This window comes from Antarctobacter heliothermus, from assembly GCF_900188425.1.
GTDB classification, from domain to species: domain Bacteria; phylum Pseudomonadota; class Alphaproteobacteria; order Rhodobacterales; family Rhodobacteraceae; genus Antarctobacter; species Antarctobacter heliothermus.
The window spans coordinates 166,957-186,145 of record NZ_FZON01000001.1; the positions used below are offsets into that span (position 1 = coordinate 166,957).

Annotated in this window: 21 protein-coding genes; 11 read left to right on the top strand and 10 right to left on the bottom strand. The window is 63.8% G+C overall.

Features of this window, described 5'->3' with window-relative positions; all coding sequences use genetic code 11:
- Positions 1-159 precede the first annotated feature (159 nt).
- The 4 genes from CHB90_RS00785 (at position 160) to CHB90_RS00800 (ending at position 3,656) form a co-directional block, all read left to right on the top strand.
- The gene (locus CHB90_RS00785; protein WP_089276005.1) at positions 160-1,290 is read left to right on the top strand and encodes a bifunctional 2-C-methyl-D-erythritol 4-phosphate cytidylyltransferase/2-C-methyl-D-erythritol 2,4-cyclodiphosphate synthase; all 1,131 of its coding nucleotides are present in this window, start codon (positions 160-162) and stop codon (positions 1,288-1,290) included.
- Positions 1,287-1,772 carry a phosphatidylglycerophosphatase A family protein gene (locus CHB90_RS00790; RefSeq protein ID WP_089275911.1) on the top strand — a complete coding sequence of 162 codons (486 nt, stop codon included), beginning with the start codon at positions 1,287-1,289 and terminating at the stop codon, positions 1,770-1,772. Before CHB90_RS00785 ends, CHB90_RS00790 begins: the two co-directional genes overlap by 4 nt.
- The gene (locus tag CHB90_RS00795) at positions 1,769-2,236 is read left to right on the top strand and encodes a CinA family protein (RefSeq protein WP_089275912.1); all 468 of its coding nucleotides are present in this window, start codon (positions 1,769-1,771) and stop codon (positions 2,234-2,236) included. Before CHB90_RS00790 ends, CHB90_RS00795 begins: the two co-directional genes overlap by 4 nt.
- Before the next feature lie 241 nt (positions 2,237-2,477).
- Complete coding sequence (locus CHB90_RS00800; protein ID WP_089275913.1) at positions 2,478-3,656, top strand: ammonium transporter; 1,179 nt, start codon at positions 2,478-2,480, stop codon at positions 3,654-3,656.
- Positions 3,657-3,804: 148 nt separating this feature from the next.
- Here CHB90_RS00800 and CHB90_RS00805 read toward each other — a convergent pair whose 3' ends face one another.
- The 3 genes from CHB90_RS00805 to CHB90_RS00815 form a co-directional block, all read right to left on the bottom strand.
- Positions 3,805-5,073 carry an MmgE/PrpD family protein gene (locus tag CHB90_RS00805; protein ID WP_089275914.1) on the bottom strand — a complete coding sequence of 423 codons (1,269 nt, stop codon included), beginning with the start codon at positions 5,071-5,073 and terminating at the stop codon, positions 3,805-3,807.
- A 58-nt stretch (positions 5,074-5,131) separates the two neighbouring features.
- A complete protein-coding gene (locus CHB90_RS00810) occupies positions 5,132-5,623 on the bottom strand; it encodes a hypothetical protein (RefSeq protein ID WP_089275915.1) in 492 nt (163 codons plus the stop codon).
- A gap of 193 nt (positions 5,624-5,816) precedes the next feature.
- A complete protein-coding gene (locus tag CHB90_RS00815; protein ID WP_089275916.1) occupies positions 5,817-6,260 on the bottom strand; it encodes a type II toxin-antitoxin system RatA family toxin in 444 nt (147 codons plus the stop codon).
- A gap of 69 nt (positions 6,261-6,329) precedes the next feature.
- On the opposite strand from CHB90_RS00815, the gene hpt reads away from it, so the two are divergent.
- Both hpt and CHB90_RS00825 read left to right on the top strand, forming a co-directional pair.
- The gene (hpt, locus tag CHB90_RS00820; protein ID WP_089275917.1) at positions 6,330-6,872 is read left to right on the top strand and encodes a hypoxanthine phosphoribosyltransferase; all 543 of its coding nucleotides are present in this window, start codon (positions 6,330-6,332) and stop codon (positions 6,870-6,872) included.
- A 133-nt stretch (positions 6,873-7,005) separates the two neighbouring features.
- Positions 7,006-8,889 carry a Hint domain-containing protein gene (locus CHB90_RS00825; RefSeq protein WP_089275918.1) on the top strand — a complete coding sequence of 628 codons (1,884 nt, stop codon included), beginning with the start codon at positions 7,006-7,008 and terminating at the stop codon, positions 8,887-8,889.
- Positions 8,890-8,892: 3 nt separating this feature from the next.
- On the opposite strand, the gene CHB90_RS00830 is transcribed toward CHB90_RS00825, so the two are convergent.
- Positions 8,893-9,840 carry a tetratricopeptide repeat protein gene (locus CHB90_RS00830; protein ID WP_170940951.1) on the bottom strand — a complete coding sequence of 316 codons (948 nt, stop codon included), beginning with the start codon at positions 9,838-9,840 and terminating at the stop codon, positions 8,893-8,895.
- Between the two features lie 194 nt (positions 9,841-10,034).
- Here CHB90_RS00830 and CHB90_RS00835 point away from each other — a divergent pair, with 194 nt between their 5' ends.
- Together CHB90_RS00835 and CHB90_RS00840 are read left to right on the top strand one after the other, a co-directional pair.
- The gene (locus CHB90_RS00835) at positions 10,035-10,487 is read left to right on the top strand and encodes a c-type cytochrome (protein WP_089276007.1); all 453 of its coding nucleotides are present in this window, start codon (positions 10,035-10,037) and stop codon (positions 10,485-10,487) included.
- A 6-nt stretch (positions 10,488-10,493) separates the two neighbouring features.
- A complete protein-coding gene (locus tag CHB90_RS00840) occupies positions 10,494-11,372 on the top strand; it encodes a cytochrome c (RefSeq protein ID WP_089275920.1) in 879 nt (292 codons plus the stop codon).
- Positions 11,373-11,492: 120 nt separating this feature from the next.
- On the opposite strand, the gene lipA is transcribed toward CHB90_RS00840, so the two are convergent.
- Positions 11,493-12,443, bottom strand: a complete 951-nt coding sequence (gene lipA, locus CHB90_RS00845; protein ID WP_089275921.1) for a lipoyl synthase — start codon at positions 12,441-12,443, stop codon at positions 11,493-11,495.
- 227 nt (positions 12,444-12,670) lie between these two features.
- The gene (locus CHB90_RS00850) at positions 12,671-13,786 is read right to left on the bottom strand and encodes a DUF6456 domain-containing protein (protein ID WP_089275922.1); all 1,116 of its coding nucleotides are present in this window, start codon (positions 13,784-13,786) and stop codon (positions 12,671-12,673) included.
- A 229-nt stretch (positions 13,787-14,015) separates the two neighbouring features.
- On the opposite strand from CHB90_RS00850, the gene CHB90_RS00855 reads away from it, so the two are divergent.
- On the top strand, positions 14,016-14,303 hold the full coding sequence (locus tag CHB90_RS00855; RefSeq protein WP_089275923.1) for a DUF6477 family protein: 288 nt from the start codon (positions 14,016-14,018) through the stop codon (positions 14,301-14,303).
- A 32-nt stretch (positions 14,304-14,335) separates the two neighbouring features.
- On the opposite strand, the gene CHB90_RS00860 is transcribed toward CHB90_RS00855, so the two are convergent.
- The 3 genes from CHB90_RS00860 to CHB90_RS00870 all read right to left on the bottom strand — a co-directional run bounded on the left by CHB90_RS00860 (position 14,336) and on the right by CHB90_RS00870 (position 16,737).
- Positions 14,336-15,880 carry a trimethylamine methyltransferase family protein gene (locus CHB90_RS00860; RefSeq protein WP_089275924.1) on the bottom strand — a complete coding sequence of 515 codons (1,545 nt, stop codon included), beginning with the start codon at positions 15,878-15,880 and terminating at the stop codon, positions 14,336-14,338.
- 186 nt (positions 15,881-16,066) lie between these two features.
- A complete protein-coding gene (locus CHB90_RS00865; RefSeq protein ID WP_089275925.1) occupies positions 16,067-16,384 on the bottom strand; it encodes a Lin0512 family protein in 318 nt (105 codons plus the stop codon).
- Positions 16,381-16,737: a Lin0512 family protein gene (locus CHB90_RS00870; protein ID WP_342744928.1), complete on the bottom strand. Its 357-nt coding sequence runs from the start codon at positions 16,735-16,737 to the stop codon at positions 16,381-16,383. The genes CHB90_RS00865 and CHB90_RS00870 overlap by 4 nt, the downstream gene beginning before the upstream one ends.
- A 133-nt stretch (positions 16,738-16,870) precedes the next feature.
- Here CHB90_RS00870 and CHB90_RS00875 point away from each other — a divergent pair, with 133 nt between their 5' ends.
- A complete protein-coding gene (locus CHB90_RS00875; RefSeq protein ID WP_089275927.1) occupies positions 16,871-17,575 on the top strand; it encodes a DUF2270 domain-containing protein in 705 nt (234 codons plus the stop codon).
- 67 nt (positions 17,576-17,642) lie between these two features.
- Here CHB90_RS00875 and CHB90_RS00880 read toward each other — a convergent pair whose 3' ends face one another.
- Positions 17,643-17,822: a hypothetical protein gene (locus tag CHB90_RS00880; protein WP_089275928.1), complete on the bottom strand. Its 180-nt coding sequence runs from the start codon at positions 17,820-17,822 to the stop codon at positions 17,643-17,645.
- 159 nt (positions 17,823-17,981) lie between these two features.
- Here CHB90_RS00880 and CHB90_RS00885 point away from each other — a divergent pair, with 159 nt between their 5' ends.
- On the top strand, positions 17,982-19,154 hold the full coding sequence (locus tag CHB90_RS00885; protein WP_089275929.1) for an alpha/beta hydrolase: 1,173 nt from the start codon (positions 17,982-17,984) through the stop codon (positions 19,152-19,154).
- The last annotated feature ends 35 nt before the right edge of the window (positions 19,155-19,189 follow it).

Sequence of the window (19,189 nt, forward strand, 5' to 3'; positions counted from 1 at the left end):
GGTCGACAGATTTATGGGAAAGCAGCGTTTTCTACAATCTGTCAGGCCCTTTTTCCGGGCGCATCCCCGCCTTGCGCCCAAAAAACAGGCACAAGGCCCGACAGATTGCGCGACGGCCCGTCAGGGCCTATGACAGGGACCGAAATCGTCGGGCAGACCATGAATACTGGGATCATCATCGTCGCCGCAGGCCGCGGCACGCGGGCTGGCGGGGAACTTCCGAAGCAATGGCAGTGCGTTGGCGGTCAACCCGTGGCGCGCTGGACCTTGCAGGCCTTTGCCGGGCGCGGACTGATTGTCATGGTCATCCACCCCGACGACCGGGCCGTCGCAGAGGCGGCGGCGCAGGGGTTGGATGTGCGGCTGGTTCCGGGCGGCGCAGATCGGGCCGCATCGGTGGCGGCGGGGCTGGAGGTGCTGGCGAAAAACACACCGGACAAGGTCCTGATCCACGACGTGGCACGCCCCTGTGTGTCTGCCACCGTCATAGAGGCGGTGCTGGCGGCGCTGGACACCCATGCGGGCGCGGCCCCGGCACTGGCGGTCACGGATGCGCTGTGGACCGGCGACGCGGGGCTGGTATCGGGAACACAGGACCGCACGGGGCTGTACCGGGCGCAGACGCCGCAAGGGTTTGATTTTGAACAAATCCTGGCTGCGCATCGCGCCCATTCTGGCGGTGCGGCGGATGACGTCGCCGTGGCCCGCGCGGCGGGCATGACGGTGGCCATCGTGCCCGGAGACGAGGCCAACCTGAAAATCACCGCGCCCGGGGATTTTTCCCGTGCTGCCAATCAGTTGCGAGGGAAAATGGATGTAAGGCTGGGCAATGGGTTCGACGTGCACGCGTTTGAGGACGGCGACCATGTCGTGCTCTGTGGCGTCGCGGTGCCGCACACACACAAGCTCAAAGGTCATTCGGACGCTGATGTGGGTATGCACGCGGTTACGGACGCCATCTACGGCGCGCTGGCCGAGGGCGACATCGGGCGGCACTTTCCGCCCTCCGATCCCCAGTGGAAGGGCGCCGACAGCGCGATTTTCCTGCGCCATGCGGTCAGTCTGGCCCGCGCACGCGGCTATGCCATCGGCAACATCGACCTGACGCTGATCTGTGAGCGCCCCAAGATCGACCCACATGCCGATGAAATGACAGAAAAAATGGCAAGCATCATGGAACTGGACGGCAACCGGATATCGATCAAGGCAACCACATCAGAGAGGCTGGGCTTTACCGGACGCGAAGAGGGAATCGCCGCGCTGGCCACCGCAACCCTGGTGGCATCATGAGGTGGCTGGCCTCTGTCGGCGGCGTTGGCTATCTGCGCCCCGCACCGGGCACTTGGGGGTCGCTAGCGGCGCTGCCCCTGGCCTACGGCGTGCACATGATCGGCGGTTTCTGGCTGTTGCTGGCGCTGACCATCGCCGCCTTTGGGCTGGGATGGTTTGCGGTGGTCAGGCTGACCGCCGACGGTCACGGCGAAGATCCCTCATGGGTCGTGATTGATGAAGTGGTCGGCCAGTGGATCGCCCTGTTTCCAGTAAGTTATGGCGCAATGCTGATGTCGGTTGACCTGTGGCGGCTATGGCCCGGCTGGATCGCGGGCCTTGTCCTGTTCCGGCTGTTCGACATCTGGAAACCGTGGATCATCGGGCATGTCGACCGGATGGGCACCCCTCTGGGCGTGATGCTGGATGATGTGCTGGCGGGTATCCTGGCCGCCCTGATCACGGTTGTGCTGGCCGGGATCTCACACGGGCTGTTGATGTGACGGTCGCGCAGCGCATCGTCGAGAGGGCCACCCAAACCGGCCAGACCGTCACCACAGCCGAAAGCTGCACAGGCGGCATGGTGGCCGCCGCGATCACCGATGTTGTAGGCTCTTCGGCCGCGTTTGAGCGCGGCTTTGTCACGTACTCCAATCTCGCCAAGTCCGAAATGCTGGGCGTGTCACCCGCCACGCTGGAGGCGCAAGGCGCGGTGTCCGAGGAGGTCGTGCGCGAGATGGCCCAGGGCGCGCGCGCAGCGGCGCGGGCCGATGTGGCGGTGGCGGTCAGCGGAATTGCCGGGCCCGGCGGGTCCGAATTCAAGCCCGAGGGGCGGGTTTGCTACGGGTTGGCGACGGCCAAGGGGGTAACGGCCCAGACCATCGATCATGGTGCCCTGGGCCGTGCCGAGGTGCGCGCAGCAGCGAGAGACCACGCACTGCGCCTGCTGATATCGGGGCTTGGCTGAGCCAGACGGCTTTGGATGTCCGGGCCCCATGTCCCGCAAGGACACCGGTCCGCGTGCGAAACACACATCCAATGAAGCGACTCCATGCTGCCCAATTAAGGGGCATGGGCGCAAATTTTAGCCCGATATAAGGGCGTTTTGCGAAATGCTGATATTTTACGCCACCCCTAGACCTCTTGCCGCTTTTTCCCGCAGTCAAAATCCGCTTCCTGCCTGCCAACCTAACGGAGGGACGAGGGATATGAACGGAGCGGATACCGCCTGGATCATCGTGGCGACGGCACTTGTGCTGTTTATGACATTGCCGGGGCTGGCGCTGTTTTACGGCGGGCTCGTGAGATCACGAAACGTGCTGAGCGTCTTCATGCAATGCTACGCCATCGCCTGCCTGATGAGCGTTTTGTGGTTCGTCGTGGGCTATTCCATCGCCTTCGGCGAGGGGAACGCGATCTGGGGCGGGTTGGGCAAGGCGTTCCTGACCGGCATCGACGCAGGCACGCTGGCGGGCACCTTGCCCGAGGTGTTGTTCTTTGCCTTTCAGATGACCTTTGCCATCATCACGCCCGCGCTGATTGTCGGCGCTTATGTGGAGCGGGTCGGTTTTGGCTTTGTGCTGCTGTTTTCGGGGCTGTGGATGCTGCTGTGCTACGCGCCGGTGGTGCATTGGGTCTGGGGCGGCGGGATGCTGGCCGATGGCGGGATCTTTGGTGAGACGGGCGTCAAGGATTTCGCGGGCGGGATCGTGGTGCATGAGACCGCGGGCCTTGCGGCGCTGTTGATCGCCTTCTTTCTTGGGCCGCGCAAGAACCACAGCACGCCGCCGCACAACCCCGGCTATGTGATGATCGGGGCGGCGATGCTGTGGGTCGGGTGGTTCGGCTTTAACGGTGGCTCGCAGCTGGCGGCGGACGGCGGTGCGGCCATGGCGCTGACTGTCACGCATCTGTCGGCGGCGGCGGCGTCGCTGACATGGGCGCTGTGGGAGCGGATCAAGTTCGGCAAGGCCTCGATGGTAGGCATGGTGACGGGGACAATTGCGGGGCTTGCCTCGATCACGCCGGCGTCGGGCTTTGTCGGGCCGGTGCAGGCGCTGATCATCGGCGCTGTGGCGGGCATCCTGTGTCAGGAAGCGGTCAACCTGATCCGCAACAAGATGAAGATCGACGACACGCTGGATGTGTTTGCGGTGCATGGCGTCGGCGGGATCTTTGGGACGATCATGATCGCGGTCTTTGGGCTGGGGTCTTGGACGGCGCAGTTGGGGTCGCTGGCAGTGGTCGGGGTCTTTACCGTGGTGGTGACCGTGGTGCTGATCTTTGTGGTCAAGGCGATCACGCCGCTGCGGGTCGATGATGAGACCGAGGTCAACGGTCTGGACATCGCGGTGCATGGCGAGCGGGCCTATGACCACGCGAGTTGATGCTTGACGGTTGCGATTTCAAAGCGGGCCCTGCGGGGCCCGTTTTTGTCTGTCCACGCGTGGACAGCCTGACGCCCTATAAAAATCAAGGGGTTACAGAGGCGTTTTCAGGTTTCGTTAACCCTCGCCCCCTTGGCGCAGCAACAGATCACCCGGCGATTTCGGCGCTGAACGCCGAGAGATCCCCAGCCTCGATCGCCTGCCAGAGCGCATCGGCGCGGTCTGCCCCGACCAGCGATCCGGCCTTGGCGCGCAGGCGGCTGGCGCGGGTCGCCAGCGGCATCGGGGCCTCAAGATCAAAATGCGCCTCATAGCTGCCGTCGGTGTCGAGCGCTACCAGCGCCTCGGTCTCTTTCAGGGTGTCGTCAGTTTTGACGGCAACACGGTCGCGCAGGGCGGTGATTTGCGGATCGTTGCTGAGCGCGTCCGAATAGGTGTCCAGTGCCGCCGTGTCATGGCCCAGCAGCGCAAGTGCTGTCACGAGACGGTAGGAGAATTTCGCCTCCAGCCCGGTGCGCGGTTCGGGGATGTTGCACACGGTCAGCCAGCGCGGGTGCGTCGTGATGGTGACGGATTTGACCTCTGCCACATCGGGGCGCGGCAGCAGGGCAAGCGCCTCCAACGTGGCGTGCAAGCCGTGGCAACAGGCGTGGTATTTGTGGCTGAGCGTTTCCAGCAGCGCGCCGGGCGGCTGTACCGTGTCACCGTCGCAGATGTGCGTCTGGACAAAGCCATTGGTGGTGTCGAGCGCATCGGGGTTGGAGATGAACCCCTGCGCCGCCAGCCAGGCGGCCTCGACCCCGTTTGCGGCTGCAATCCCGGCGTTGAAGGGTTTGCCCATGGTGCCGAACTGCGATTTCAGGCCAGAGGCGCGGGTGGCGGTGAGGCCAAGGGCGTGCAAGGTTTGCTCGGCATCCAGATCCATCAACTGCGCGGCGGCAAGGCAGGCCCCAAAGGCCCCGGCGGTGGCGGTCTGGTGATAGCCCGCCTGATAATGTGCGCGGCCAAAGCGCAGACCAAACCGGATCGAAGCCTCTGCCCCAAGGCGGGCGGCGTCAAGGATCTGCGGCAGGGTCTTTCCGTAACGCTCACCCACGGCCAGCGCGGCGGGCAGAACGGCGACGGAGGGGTGGCCGATATGGGCGAAATGTGTGTCGTCATAATCCAGCGCATGAGAGGTTGCGCCATTGACCAGCGCCGCGCCGCGCATCGGGGCGCGCCCGCCGCCAATCAGGCTGGCCTGCGGGGTGCCGCCCTCATCCTCGATCAGGGCGCGGGTCAGGCGCGAGACCGGCTCTGCCTGACCGGCGATGCCGCACGCGGCCCAGTCCAGCGCCGAGAGCGCCATGATGGCACGGGCCGTGTCGGTGTCGGCGGCGCGGACGGCGTCGATGATGGGGGTAAAGGGCGATGTCATGGCGCGCTCCGGGCTGTGGTCCGGGCGTGACCCTAGCGAGATGCGCGGCGAGGTAAAGTCAGCCGTGCAGGGCCATGCGCGCGGCCCCGTAGCCGGGCGCGGCCTGTCGGGCGCTGCCGCCACTGGCCATGGGGGCCGGACCGCCCGGCAACCCCTTGGGCACAACATCCTGCGCTGTGGAGGTGGCGCGCTGGTCCGCGCGCTGGTCCGGCGGTGCAAAGGCGCTGTCGCGGCGGCCCTGATGCGGGTCGCGCGGCCTGTCATCGGGGGCGCGGTCCAGCCCGTTGATGGCGGCGGCGGCGATCAGGCCGGTCTGATTGGTCGAGACGACCGGCGGCGGCGCAGGTACGGGCCATTGCGCCGAGGGCGGCAGAACTGCCCCGGTGGCCAGTGGCGTGCCCGCGCCAAAGGGGGCGGTGGCGGTCGGCGCCGCCTGTATGGCCGCCTGTCCGGGCGGCACCAGACGGGCGGCGGATTTCGCCGCCTGCGGCATCCCGAGGGTCTGGGTCTGGGGCAAAAGCAGGGCTGCAATGTTAAAGACGGCGGGCATGGCTCCGGTTCCGGTTGGTAACACAAGCGTAAGACATGGGCCGGGAATCGGGCATTTCCGGGGCAAAGCGCCCTGCCCCGGTCAAATTTCCAAACAGGTGGTTAACGGCAGCTTTGGCGAATGGGGCCGGTGATCCGGTCGCGGATCAGGTCCGGGACGGGGCGCGCAGCCGGTGGTTTGCGGGGCGCGGACCCTAGCCGTAAAGCTCTGCCGCGCGGCGTTCAAAAGCGCGCACGATGCGCTGCATGGCGTCGTAGAAGAACATGCCTGCCGCCCCTTGCAGGATGCGGTTGCGAAATTCGAAATCGACAAAGAAATCGACCTCTGCCCCGCCGTCCACGTCGCGGAATTCCCACTTTGAAATCATATGCTTGAACGGACCATCAAGGTATTCAGTGTCGATGCGTTTCTGCTCTGGCCACAGGGTGACTCGGCTGCCGAATTTCTCGCGGAAAACCTTGAAGGAAATCACCAGCTCGGCCAGCATCACCTCATGGTCGCCCTTGTCCTCGCGGGAGCGGATGCGCGCGGCGGCCGTCCACGGCAGGAATTGCGGATAGGACGCCACATCCCCCACCAGATCATACATCTGTTGGGCGGTGTAGGGCAGTTTGCGGGTCTCTGAGTGGGTCGGCATGTCGCTCTTTTCGGGACTGACAATGGCGGGGGATTTCGTATTGTCACGCCGAAGTTTCAAGGGAAAGCCATGACACAGCGTCCATATGTCGTAGACAAGATGATCTCTGCCAAATCCATCGCCGCCCGGATCGAGGCGCTGGCGCGCGAGATCGACCGCGAGTTTGCGGGCACTGACAAGCTGGTGGTGGTGGGACTGCTGCGCGGCAGCTTCGTGTTCATTGCCGATCTGGTGCGCGAGCTGGACCTGCCGGTGGAGGTGGATTTCCTCGAGGCGTCTTCCTACGGGAGCGCCATGGAAAGTAGCCGAGAGGTGCGCATTCTCAAGGACTTGCGCGGCGGGATCGAGGGGCGCGATGTGCTGGTGGTCGAGGATATCATCGACACCGGATTTACCATGCATCATGTGATCCACCTGCTGAATGCACGCGGGCCGCGCAAGCTGAAGGTGATCGCCCTGCTGGACAAGCCGACGCGGCGAGAGGTGGAGGTGCGCGCCGACTGGATCGGGTTCGAGATCCCCGATGAGTTTGTGGTGGGCTATGGCATCGATTTTGCCCAGCGCAACCGCAACCTGCCCTATATCGGCAAGGTGCGGTTTACGGACGATTAGTGCTGGTAGCGTCGCAAATGGCGAATTAACCTTTTTTCAAATCTTGATCCGGGGGGACTGAAGGCAAGGAATCGCGGCTTTGGTGCCGTGACCACTGCTGTTCATTTTGGTCGCCTGAACCAGAGGGCGCCCTATGCCGACCACACATATCGTCAATGTACTGCATGATACCTCCGTCGTGGACGGCGACCTGACCCTGCGCGAAGCCGTGGCGCAGGCCGGGTCCGGCGACACAATCGTGTTTTCCGTAACCGGCACGGTGGAGCTTTCCCAAGGCGAGATCACCATAGGCACGGATCTCACCATCAATGGCGATGTCACCGGGGCGGATAACGTCCCCGACATCACCATAGACGGCAATGACGCGCGGATCTTTTCCGTCGGCAGTGGCGGCACGCTGAACCTTGATGCCCTGATCCTGACCGGGGCGAACAGCGCCGTGCGCGGGGGCGCTGTCGACGTGGCCAATGGAGGCACGCTGATCGCCAACCACGCGAATTTCATCAGCAATACTGGAGCATCGGGCGGCGCGATCAGCAACAGCGGCACGGTTACGATCACAGACAGTTCACTGTCTGACAACTTTGGTTTCAATATTGGTGGCGGCCTATTTAACGACGCCACCGGCACAGCCAACATCATCGACTCTGTGATCTCGGAAAACAACGCGGCTTTGGGAAGTGGCGGTGGGATCCACAACAGCGGTATGTTGACCGTCACCGGCACAGCGATCTCTGACAATATCTCAGGGGGGTCAGGGAAATTGTTCGATCCCGGCGGCGGAGGATTGGCGAATGTGGATTTTGGTACAGCAGAGATCACGTCCTCGGTTTTTTCGGGCAACAACGACGAAGAAGGATACGGCGGTGCCATCGCAAATATTGCCACACTGACCCTTACGGACGTCTTGATCACTGACAACGGGACCAGTCCATTTTGGAGGTCGATCCAAGGCGGAGGCATCATGAACTATGATGGCCATCTGACGCTGATCAACACGACGATTTCGGCAAACCGGGCGGGCGAAGGCAGCGGGCTATTCGATGAAGGTCCGAATACGACGCTGATTGACACGACCATCACGGGAGACACTTATTATCTTGATGCAAATTCCACGACGATAACGAACTCAATCATCCTGGGCACTTACGGGTCAGGTATCACCCAGGCGGGCCCGGCACCGGTGATCACGAATTCCGTCACCTCCGGCGACGCTGCCACCGTTTTTGCCGCGATGGATCCGCTGACGGGCGGCGGGGTGCTGGCCGATAATGGCGGGCTAGTGCAGACCATTGCGCTGAAGGATGACCCAAGCAACCCGGCGCTGGATATCGGGACCTCGGCCCTGCCCGATGCACGCGGCGAGGCGCTGTTCGATGTGCCCGGCGCGGGCAATGACGGCTCGAATTTTGCCGATGCGGGGGCTTATGAGTTGCAGTGCTTTGGCCCCGGCACCCTGATTGCAACACCCAAGGGCGAGACGGCGGTCGAGGCGCTGCGGATCGGAGATGCAGTGCTGACGGCGGATGGCCGCGCTGTTCCGGTGCTGTGGGTCGGGCGTCAGACCGTGGTGACGCGCCTTGCCAGCCCGCGACAGGAGCCCGTTCGCATCCGCGCCGGGGCTTTGGGTCCCGGGCTGCCGCATAGTGATCTGGTCGTGACCGCCGATCACGGGATGTTGGTGGACGGGCTGCTGATCAACGCAGGGGCGTTGGTGAACGGTGCGACCATCCGCTTTGTGCCGTTGTCAGAAATGGACGACCGGGTGACCTACTGTCACATCGAAACCGAAGTCCACGAGGCGATCCTTGCGAATGGCACGCCGTCCGAGAGCTTTGTCGACTATGCCGGGCGGCATGGCTTTGACAATCATGCCGACTACATCGCCCGATATGGAGCGGATCGTTTGATCGCGGAAATGGCCCTGCTGCGAATCTCGTCGCGGCGGATGCTGCCGGAAACGGTCCGGGCGCGGCTGGGCATTGGCGATTCTACCCCCCGCCCCATGAGTGCCTGAAGGTCAGCGCGCCTTGACCTGTTCGGCAAAGCTGTGGGCCTCGGCGCGATGTGCTTCATCCAGGACCTCGGCCAAGGCATCGCACTCTTCGGCGATGTCGGCGTCGCTGAGGGTATGGCCCCAGTCGATGGCCACAAGGCAATAGCCGTAGCCCTGAACCGGGTTGTGCCAAACGCCTTCGTAGTCGGCCCAGGCGACAAACAGGCCCAGTTCATAGGCGGCCTTGGGAACGCCGCGTTCGACGCCCAGCCGGTAGAGCAGCCATGATTTCACCAGATCCTGCGCAATGCCGTCGTTGCCTTCGTACAACCAGGCCAGATCGGGGATGGATTTCTTGTCCCCGGCGGCCACGGCGCGTTCGAGGTAGAGGCGTGACAGGTCGACGTCTTCGGCGACGCCATTGCCGTGGTAATAGGCATAGCCGACCTCACGCAGCCCGTTGAAGGTGCCCGCGTCGGCCCCCTTGCGATACCACTCCAGCGCCTGCGCCATGTCCGCCGGGGTGCCGCGTCCGTGGTGCGCCATGTCGCCGAGAATGTTGTAGGCCTGCGGATAGTCCAGCGCGATGGCCGCTTCGGCCTCTGTGCGGGCCTTGGCGTAGTCGATGCCAAAGCCGGTGTGATCGGCCTGCCAGAACAGCGCCATGTTGAAATGGGCGCGGGCAAAGCCCTGTGCGGCGGCGCGCTGATACCAGTCCAGCGCCTGGGCCGGATCATAGGTCAGCCCCTGCCCGCCGTCCTTTTCCGTCAGCCCGGCGCCCAACATGTTCTGCGCCACCGGGTGGCCGTCTTCGGCCTCTTGCCGGACGGTGTCCCAGATGCCGTCATAGCGCCCGTTGAGCCAAAGATCGCGCGCCTCTGCCAAGGCGGGGGAAACCGGCGCGTCCAGCGCGCCTTGGGCCGGGGCGGCCAACGGCCAAAGCGCAATCAGCGCGACAAGAGAACGGATCATCAAAGGCCTCATGAAAAAAATGTTTGTGCGCAAAGGATAGCCGCGCCGCCGGGCTCCGGTCAAACGGCACGAGACTGGGGGCCCGCAATGCAGTAAACGCTTGCACAGACACCGGAAGATCGTCGAAACAAGAATGTGATTGTCACAATCGCCTGCGATATTATGCTGCAGGTATTCAACACAGGGAGATACCCATGAAATCCTCGTTTGTCGCATTGGCCGCACTGGCCGTTTTTGCTACCCCCACCTTCGCCCAAGAGCTGCCGCAGGCCGTCAAGGCGCGGCAGGGTCAGTTCAACATTATGGCGCTGAACCTCGGCATCCTTGGCGGTATGGCCCGCGGTACCGTGGATTATGATGCCGACGCGGCGCAGGCCGCTGCCGATTCTCTGGTGGCCGTGTCCATGGTCTCGCAGCCCGCCCTGTGGCCCGAAGGCACCGATTCGATGTCGATTGACGGCACCCGCGCCATGCCCGCCATCTGGGAAAATATCGATGACGTGATGGCCAAATGGGCCGGTTTCGGCGAAGCCGCTACCGCCATGGCCGCCGTTGCCGGCACCGGCAAGGACGCGATTGGCCCGAACATGGGTGCGCTTGGCGCAGCCTGCAAGGCGTGCCACGACACCTACCGCGCGCCTGAGTAAGGGCTGGTGCGCACATTCCTGAAACTCGTGATCCTGGCGGCGATTGTCGGCGCCGGGATCGGCCTGTGGGTCACAGCCCCCGACCGGGTCGATGCGGCGAAATTCGACGGTCTGACCGGCGATGCCGCGCGCGGCGAGACGGTGTTCACCGCCGCGGGCTGTGCCTCTTGCCACCATACCAAAGGCGCCGAGGACAAGCTGGTGCTGACCGGCGGGATGGAGTTCGTATCGGATTTTGGCACCTTTTACGCGCCCAACATCTCGTCCCACCCGCAACAGGGAATCGGCGGTTGGACGCTCGAAGAGTTTGCCAATGCGGTGACGCGGGGTGTGAATCCCAAGGGGCAGCACTATTATCCGGCCTTCCCCTACACCGCCTACACCAAGATGGTGGATCAGGATCTGGTCGATCTCTGGACCTATGTGCAGACGCTGCCCGCCAGCGATGTTGCCAGCAAACCGCATGACGTGGGCTTTCCGTTCAACATCCGCCGGTCGGTTGGCGGATGGAAGTTCCTGTTCATGTCCGACGACTATGTGATGGAGGCGAACGGCAACGAACGCGGCCGTTATCTGGTCGAATCGCTGGCCCATTGCGCGGAATGCCATACCCCGCGCAATCCGGTCGGCGCGCTGGACAAGGCACGGTGGATGGGCGGCGCGCCCAATCCGTCCGGCAAAGGCACCATTCCGCCGCTGACCCCGGACAAGCTGGACTGGTCGGCGGAGGATGTCGCCTATTATCTGGAATCCGGTTTTACCCCCACCTTTGACGCGGTGGGCGGTCACATGACCGAGGTCGTGGATAATTTTGCCCATTTGTCCGCCGAGGATCGCAACGCGGTTGCGGCCTACATCAAGGCATTGCCGCCGCTTGGTGACTGAGCCCAACGCTTTGGGCCGGTTACGGCCCAAAGCGCCTTTGCTTGCCGTACTTCAGGCAAAAAAACGCCCGGACAGTGTCCGGGCGTTTTTTATTCATGATCGCTGTTCGCGCCTGCAGAATCAGATGCGCGCCAGTTTGGCCTGACGTGCATCCCGCAGGCGGGCAAAATCATCCCCCGCGTGGTAGGACGACCGGGTCAGCGGGGTCGCCGACACCATCAGGAACCCCTTGCCAAAGGCGGCTTTCTCATAGGCGGCAAATTCTTCGGGTGTCACGAAACGGTCAACCCGGTGATGTTTGGAGGTCGGTTGCAGGTACTGGCCGACGGTCAGAAAATCGACATCCGCCGCGCGCATGTCATCCATGACCTGCGTCACCGACTGGCGATCCTCACCGAGGCCGACCATGATTCCCGACTTGGTAAAGATCAAGGGGTCCAGTTCCTTGACCCGTTGCAACAGCCGCAGGGAATGGAAATAGCGCGCGCCGGGGCGCACCTCTGGATACAGGCCGGGCACGGTTTCGAGGTTGTGGTTGAAGACATCCGGCTTGGCGGCCACCACCACTTCGAGCGCGTCGGGGCCGCATTTCAGGAAATCGGGTGTCAGGATCTCGATGGTGGTGCCGGGGGCGCGGTGGCGAATGGCACGGATGGTCTGGGCAAAATGCTCGGCCCCGCCGTCGTCCAGATCATCGCGGTCCACCGAGGTGACAACCACATGGTTCAGCCCCAGTTTCTGCACCGCATCGGCCACGCGGCCCGGTTCAAACGCATCCAGCGTGTCGGGGCGGCCAGTGGCGACGTTGCAGAAGGTACAACCACGGGTACAGATCTCGCCCATGATCATCATGGTGGCGTGACCCAGGTTCCAGCATTCGCCGGCGTTGGGGCAGCCCGCCTCTTCGCAGACCGTGACCAGGTTATGTTCGCGCATGATGCGTTTGGTGGCGGCATAGCCCTCGCCGCCGGGGGCCTTGACCCTGATCCAGTCCGGCTTTTTCGGCTGGGCATTGTCGGGGCGATGCGCCTTTTCCGGGTGACGCTCGGCGGGCATTTTGAGATCGCGCACGGATTTTTCCCCTCATGTGCAGACGGCTTAGTCCTTATTACCGGAATGCAGGGGGTGTTTCCAGTGTACCCGGTCGCAGGATCTGCGGCCTATCCCCAAATGTAACGAGTGTCCCCCTGCACCAACCTTTTGTGTTTCAAAGACTTTGGCCCCGGAGCGGCATGTTGCCACTCCGGGGCCATGCACTGCATGCCGCATCGGTTTGTCGTGAATGCAGAGCGCCGCGCTCAGCGGATGAGGTCACCGCCGCCCTTGGCGCGTTCTTCGTAGTGGCGGCGCAGACGTTGCAAAGCGATGCGCAGCACGATCTTGCCAGACCGCGCCGACCAGCCCAGCCGCTGTTCGGTGGTCTCCAGCCCCTCAAGGTAACAGCAACAGTGTAGCGCCACATCGCCCAGTCCGGGGCCAAGATCCCGCAAGGCGGACTGTAGCCGGTCCTGCGCGGCCGCGGCACCACTGTCACCGCCCGATTCCGGCGCGGTCGTGACACCGGCGGTCAGGAACTGATCCCAGTTTTGTGCCGTGCGCGGCCCTATCTGCGCCAGTTCGAAATCTTCGCGCAGCCGTTCCCCGGCAGCGATCAGTACATCCGACAGGAAAGGTTCGCCATCCTTACTCCGCCGACGACCAAGGGCGGTCAGCGGGCTTTCGGCCAACATGTAACGGCCCTTGCGGGCCCTCGGGTCGCGTTCGACCTCATCCAGAGCCGCCTCAGCGGCACGTCCGGTGTCAAAACCGGCTTGCGCCTCGGCAAAGCCGCGCACCTTGTTTTCCTGTTCGGCCACCAGACGGTTGAGCGCGGCACGCCCCGCCGCCGTGATGCGATAGCGCGAAATCCGGCCCGGGGCCTCACAGGCGATCCAGTCCTTCAGCGCCATGGCCTGCGCGACGGCAACGTCAATCACCGCCGTTCGGGTGTTGCCGCCGTCGCCGGTGTCGCGCACCACGACAGCCTTGTCCATTTCGGCCGCCACGGCCAAAACCGCGCCGCTTTCGCACATTCGGCGCAACACGCGCCTCGCCTCGCGGACGAGCGTCGACTCATCCGGCGGCATAGGGGTGGTGGCAGCGTTCATCGGATCCGTGTCCTTTCTGGTCTCTTGCGCCGGACTTTCCGGTCCGGCCGCCCCCAGGTTGCACAAAGCCGCATCTATCAGGGGATCGTCCCTGCGGGTCTCGATTCTGCGCACCTGGCGCAGGACGGTCGACGCGTGGCACCCAGCTTGCCGCGCGAGTTCCCTGATCGAGCACCCCTGTTCAGTATGCGCAAGATAGACGCGCGCCGCCTCTGGCACCCAGTTCGGCAGAGTCTCTGCCGGGGTGAGAGAGCGAACGTCATGCATGGCCGCAGACCGCTACAAAGGTGTTTTCCACAGACTTGTCCCCAATGGCTATAGTCGCAACCTAGGCGTGTGCTTGTTACCGTTGAGTTAACAAACACCGCAAAATTGACTATTTATGAGAATGTTAAAGCAGATCTGAAGCGGGCGTTCGCCGCGACCGCCCCAAACGCAACACCCGCCCAAGCTGTGCATAGTCGCCCCATAACCGCATCAAGCGAGGAGCGATGAGATGAAAGACATTCTTGGATTGCTAAACGATCTGCGCCGCCCGCGTATCCTGATCCGTGCCGCCCGGATCGGCGCGCAGGAATACCGGCGCAACCCGCATCTGCATCGCCTGATCGGCTACGGCACATTGCCCCGGTCCGGTGCCGCGCTGATGCGCCTGATGGAGATGGAGGCCGATCTGGACGACAAGCGCCACAAGGACGACGCGGCCTATTCGGTCAGCCGCCATGTCGAAGTATTGACCGCGATGATGGGTGAGGCCCGCATCCTGCGTGAGGCGGCCTACTAGGGCCGCCTCCTCCTGCCAAGCTGCGCGACGCCTCAGGAAAAGGCGTCGGGCATCGAGGCCTTTTTCTCGGCCACATAGGCCTGCAATGCCGCGTGGATCTCGGGGTCAAGCGGCGGCTGCTGATAGGTGTCGATCAGCTTTTGCACCCGGGCGCTGGCCAGCGCGACCGTGTCCCGCGCGCCTTCTTCGGACCAGGTCTCATAGGGTTTGTAGTCCAGCAGATCAGAGCGCCAGAACGCGGTCTTGAAGTTGGCCTGCGTGTGCGCGCACCCAAGGTAGTGACCGCCCGGCCCGACCTCACGAATGGCATCCATGGCCAGGTTGTCCTCATCGACGGTGACGCCCTGGGCCATCTTGTGCAGCGTGCCCAGTTGGTCGGCATCCATGACAAACTTCTCGAACGAGGACACCAATCCGCCTTCGAGCCAGCCGCAGGCGTGCAGCATGAAATTCACGCCGGACAACAGCCCCATGTTCAGCGAGTTGGCGGTCTCATAGGCCGCCTGCGCATCGGGCAGTTTCGAGCCGCAGAACGACCCCGCCGACCGGAACGGCAGGTTCAGACGGCGCGCCAATTGTCCCGCGCCATAGGTGATCTGCGACGCCTCGGGCGTGCCGAATGTCGGCGCGCCAGAGTTCATGTCGATCGAGGTCACAAAGGCCCCCATGATCACCGGGGCACCGGGACGGACCAATTGCGTATAGGCGACACCGGCCAGAACCTCGGCCAGAACCTGTACCAGTGTCCCCGCAACCGAGACCGGCGCCATCGCGCCGCCCACGATAAAGGGCGAGACGATGCAGGCCTGCATGTTCGCGGAATACACCTCCAGCGCGCCCATCATGACGTCGTCAAAGGTCAGCGGCGAGTTGACGTTGATGAGGGACGTCATGACCGTGTTGTTGGTCGCAAACTCCTCACCGAACAGGATCTTGCACATGTCCACGCTGTCCTGCGCGCGGCTGGGTTCCGTCACCGACCCCATAAAGGGTTTGTCCGACAACGTCATATGCGCCAGCAGCATGTCCAGATGGCGCTTGTTCACCGGCACATCGGTCGGTTCGCAAACCGTGCCGCCCGAGTGGTGCAGCCATTTCGACATCTGCCCCAGCTTCACGAACTTGCGAAAATCCTCAATCGTGGCGTAACGGCGCCCGCCATCCAGATCGCGCACGAAGGGCGGGCCGTAGACCGGCGCCAGCACTAGGGTCTTGCCGCCGATCTCGACAGAGCGTTCGGGGTTGCGCGCGTGCTGAGTGAATTGCGCCGGGGCCGTCTTGATCAATGCACGGGCCAGACCGCGCGGCAGGCGCACCCGTTCGCCATCGACATGTGCGCCAGCGGCGCGCCAGCGGTCCAGCGCAGCCGGGTTGTTGACAAAGTTGACACCGATTTCCTCAAGCACCTGCTCGGCGTGATCCTCGATCATCTCAAGCGCGGCATCGTCAAGGATCTCAAAGTTCGGGATTCGGCGTTCGATGTATTTTGCCGTTTCCACCTGGACCGAAGTCCGCTCTGCCCGGCGGGCGGCCCCGCCGCCGCCCCGTGTCCGTTTGCGCGCTGCCACGTCTGCCATCTGTCGTCCTCGACCGGAATGGGCGCGCAAAGCGCCCTGATTGGGTGTGGCCTGTGTCTACTCGTTTCGCCCGAACCGCTTTCGCGCGATTGCGGCGCTTGGCGGGGAAAAGCGACATATTCCTGTCACGCAACGCCAACTGCACGACAGGCAATGCGAAACCCGCGTGGATTCGCCGCCCGCAGGTCAGCCAGCGGGCAGTCCGGTCAGCGGAAACCGTTCTATCGCGGCGCCAACCACGATCAGCCCATCGCCCGCGGGCCCTGGCACCTGCATTCCGCCCGCGACCACATGCACCTCCAGATCCGGCGTACCGAACGCGCGGGCCAGATCGCTGGGATCCACTTGCGCAGCCTGTGGCACGCCCAGTGTCAGGCGCACGGTAAATGGCACGTCCACATGGATCTGCGCGCGCGCCCGCGCATCCGCCACAGCGCGTTCAGCAGCCAGTGCCACCGTGTCGCCGACCCCCATGCCCATTTGGACGATCAGACGTTGGGTCATGCCGAATCCTCCTGAGCAGCGTCCACCTGAAAGGTCACTGTGATCGCCGCATGGGCCATGATCGTCGGATTGCCGCTGCCTTCGGGGCGCGGAATGTCCAGCCCGCCAAAGCCGATGGCAATGTCTGCCGCGCCATAGGGAAACACCCCGGCCAGATCCGTCACATCCACCGCGTCGGGTTTCTGCACCCCAATCTGCACCTGCAACCGCATGTCCGCCTTGTCCCGGCCTAGCCATTCCGCTGCATTGATCGAGGATTTCCACAACGCGTCACGCAGCGCCCGCGCCGCCGCCTCTGTATAGTCGCCCCGGCGCAACGATGTGCCCAGCCCGAATTCCGTCAGTACCTGCATTCGTTCCATCCTCTTCCGATCCACCACCCGCATCGGACCCCGGTCGACCGGGAATAACAAGCCGGATTCACCACGTCTTTGACCTGAGCGTCGCTTCGCGCCAGAGTGGGAAAAAAGAAAGGAGGCCAGACCCATGGGAGGAGAGGCCGCACCCGTCACACCAACCTCAGAGCCAGAGCGCAAGACGCTCAGTTCGTCTGAAATCACCGCCGTGGCCCATTTGTATCGCGGCGAGGTGTACCGCAGCACGATCTGGCGCACGCGGCTGGACACCACGACAAACTGGGCGGTGGTGACGCTGGGGGTGGCGCTGTCGATCAGCTTTGCCTCACCGGATTCGTCGCCGCTGCCGCTGGTTCTGGTCGGCGTTCTGATCCTGCTGTTCTTGATGCTGGAGGCGCGGCGCTATCGCTATTTCAACGTCTGGCGCGCGCGCTGCCGGTGGATGGAAAAGCACTTTTACGCCCCCATGCTGGATGACGGCGATCTGCATCTTGAGGACAACTGGCAAAAGACGCTGGCGCAGGACTACCTTGCCCCGACCTATCACGTCAGCATGATGACCTCTGTCGGGCGGCGCTTGCGGTCCAACTACCTGTGGATTTTGCTGATCCAGTCCATGGCCTTTGCGGGCAAGCTGGCGGTGCATCCGACGGCGGTGCTCAGTTGGGACGATGCCATGTCCCGCGCCGATGTCGGGCCGGTGCCGGGGGAACTGCTGGTCATCGCCGGCGTGCTGTATGTCGGCGCGGCGGCGGGCATGGCGTTCTGGTCGTGGCGGTCTGACGTGAAACGCGGGCGTCAACGCGGCAGCGTCAAATCCTATTCCATGGGCTAGCTCCCCCGCGCGCCGCAGAAAGGCGCCTTTTTCGGCACGCGGGGGCATCTGGCGGGGTGCTGCCCCGTCAGACAGGGACCGCACCGAACAACCGGGCAAGGCCACGGCGCGGACGCGGGGTGTCCCGTTCGGGGCGGACCATCGCATGCGCCGCCTCGGACCGCATCCGGCGGCCACGCGCCATGTAGTAGGCTGTATCGATAGAGCCGTCAGGGCGGGTACGCAGGGTCTGGGTATCGCGTGTCATGTCGGTCACTCCGGTTGGCGTTTCGATGTGACCATCCTTCCACCTTGTCGCCCGTCCCGCTTGAAGGCGCTCTTGTCTTTGTCTTGTGAACTCCTTGTCATTGGCCCCGACGCCGCGAAATCGCTTTGAGAAACCGCGCATGCACGCGACACTGGGGCGATGATCCTGCGCTTTGCTTCCTGTGTGATCGACTTTGACCGGCGGACGCTGGTGCGCCGTGGCGATGAGGTGCATGTGGAACCGCAGGTCTTTGACCTGATCGCCTTCATGGCGCAGACCGGCGGCACGGTCGTGTCCAAGGACAAACTGGTCGAGGTGGTGTGGAAGGGGCTTGCCGTCTCGGACGCGACAATCAGCGCCCGGATCAGCGCGGCGCGTACTGCACTGGGCGATTCCGGCAAGGAACAAGCCATCTTGCGCACCATCCCCCGGCGCGGCTTTGCCTTTGTCGCACAGTTGGATCAGGACAGCCCCCCTGCGCCTGCCCCGGCGGTCCTGCCGTCCCAGGTGTCCTATGCGCTGTCCCGTGATGGCACCGCCATCGCCTGGAGCGCCCATGGCGAGGGGCCGCCACTGGTGCGGATCGGGCATTGGCTGTCGCATCTGGAACTGGACACACAAAGCGCGATCTGGGGACCGCTGATAGATCGCCTCGGTCAGGGTCGGCGGCTGGTCCGTTATGACCTGCGCGGCACCGGCCTGTCTGACCGCGATGCCCCGCTGACCGGGATCGACGACTTTGCCGAGGATCTGGCGGCGGTGGCCGATGCAGCGGGGCTGGACCTCTTTGACCTGTTCGCCGCCTCGCAGGCCGCCCCCGTGGCCATCCGCTTTGCCGCGCGATGGCCGGATCGGGTGCGGCGGCTGGTGGTTGTGGGCGGCTATGTCGAGGGCCGCGTACACCGCGCGGGACACGGCGAAGACCTTGACGAGGAGACCATGCTGGCGATGATCCGCGCCGGATGGGGCAAAGCCGACAGCCCCTTCATGCAGGCCTTTGCGACGTTGTTTGCCCCGGATGCCACGCGGGCGCAACGTGCCGAACTGGTGACGATGCAGCTGTCCACCGCCAGCCCGGAAAGCGCTGTGAGCCTGCGCAAGCTGATCGACCGTTTCGATATTCGCGCAGACCTGCCCAAGGTGCGAATCCCCGCGCTGATCTTTCACGCTGCGGGCGACGCCATCCACCCGATCAGCCAGGGGCAGAAACTGGCGGCGCATCTGCCGGGCGCGCAATTTGTCCGGCTCGACAGCCGCAGCCACATGTTACTGCCTCAGGATCCGGCATGGGCCACCGTGATGGACGGCACAGACGCCTTTCTGTCCGCCTGAGCACGGGCCACATTGAACTTTGCGGCGGTCCTGCC

Coding starts and splice junctions, on each gene's coding strand:
- CHB90_RS00785 (WP_089276005.1), top strand. CDS start 160: ATGAATACTGGGATCATCATCGTCGCCGCAGGCCGCGGCACGCGGGCT.
- CHB90_RS00790 (WP_089275911.1), top strand. CDS start 1,287: ATGAGGTGGCTGGCCTCTGTCGGCGGCGTTGGCTATCTGCGCCCCGCA.
- CHB90_RS00800 (WP_089275913.1), top strand. CDS start 2,478: ATGAACGGAGCGGATACCGCCTGGATCATCGTGGCGACGGCACTTGTG.
- CHB90_RS00805 (WP_089275914.1), bottom strand. CDS start 5,073: ATGACATCGCCCTTTACCCCCATCATCGACGCCGTCCGCGCCGCCGAC.
- CHB90_RS00810 (WP_089275915.1), bottom strand. CDS start 5,623: ATGCCCGCCGTCTTTAACATTGCAGCCCTGCTTTTGCCCCAGACCCAG.
- CHB90_RS00815 (WP_089275916.1), bottom strand. CDS start 6,260: ATGCCGACCCACTCAGAGACCCGCAAACTGCCCTACACCGCCCAACAG.
- hpt (WP_089275917.1), top strand. CDS start 6,330: ATGACACAGCGTCCATATGTCGTAGACAAGATGATCTCTGCCAAATCC.
- CHB90_RS00825 (WP_089275918.1), top strand. CDS start 7,006: ATGCCGACCACACATATCGTCAATGTACTGCATGATACCTCCGTCGTG.
- CHB90_RS00830 (WP_170940951.1), bottom strand. CDS start 9,840: ATGATCCGTTCTCTTGTCGCGCTGATTGCGCTTTGGCCGTTGGCCGCC.
- CHB90_RS00835 (WP_089276007.1), top strand. CDS start 10,035: ATGAAATCCTCGTTTGTCGCATTGGCCGCACTGGCCGTTTTTGCTACC.
- CHB90_RS00850 (WP_089275922.1), bottom strand. CDS start 13,786: ATGCATGACGTTCGCTCTCTCACCCCGGCAGAGACTCTGCCGAACTGG.
- CHB90_RS00855 (WP_089275923.1), top strand. CDS start 14,016: ATGAAAGACATTCTTGGATTGCTAAACGATCTGCGCCGCCCGCGTATC.
- CHB90_RS00860 (WP_089275924.1), bottom strand. CDS start 15,880: ATGGCAGACGTGGCAGCGCGCAAACGGACACGGGGCGGCGGCGGGGCC.
- CHB90_RS00865 (WP_089275925.1), bottom strand. CDS start 16,384: ATGACCCAACGTCTGATCGTCCAAATGGGCATGGGGGTCGGCGACACG.
- CHB90_RS00870 (WP_342744928.1), bottom strand. CDS start 16,737: ATGCAGGTACTGACGGAATTCGGGCTGGGCACATCGTTGCGCCGGGGC.
- CHB90_RS00875 (WP_089275927.1), top strand. CDS start 16,871: ATGGGAGGAGAGGCCGCACCCGTCACACCAACCTCAGAGCCAGAGCGC.
- CHB90_RS00880 (WP_089275928.1), bottom strand. CDS start 17,822: ATGACACGCGATACCCAGACCCTGCGTACCCGCCCTGACGGCTCTATC.
- CHB90_RS00885 (WP_089275929.1), top strand. CDS start 17,982: ATGATCCTGCGCTTTGCTTCCTGTGTGATCGACTTTGACCGGCGGACG.